Source organism: Flavobacterium sp. GNP010 (assembly GCF_056428945.1).
This window is the reverse complement of the sequence record NZ_JBWJVK010000165.1, coordinates 1-249: the sequence shown is the minus strand read 5'-3', so window position 1 is coordinate 249 and position 249 is coordinate 1. Positions and strand designations below refer to the sequence as shown.

The window sequence follows — 249 nt, the reverse complement described above, 5'->3', positions numbered from 1 at the left end:
CAATAATATAAATGTAATTACTGCATCAAAGGATGTAAACGAAAGGAATAACATTTATATTATTGGTAATTCCAGTGATTCCAATAATATAAATGTAATTACTGCATCAAAGGATGTAAACGAAAGGAATAACATTTATATTATTGGTAATTCCAGTGATTCCAATAATATAAATGTAATTACTGCATCAAAGGATGTAAACGAAAGGAATAACATTTATATTATTGGTAATTCCAGTGATTCCAATAA

1 protein-coding gene is annotated in these 249 nt (G+C 25.7%); it reads left to right on the top strand.

The window, feature by feature from the left end:
* A partial coding sequence (locus tag AC061C_RS15955) for a hypothetical protein (protein ID WP_478291991.1) occupies nt 1–249 on the top strand: 249 nt, incomplete at both ends.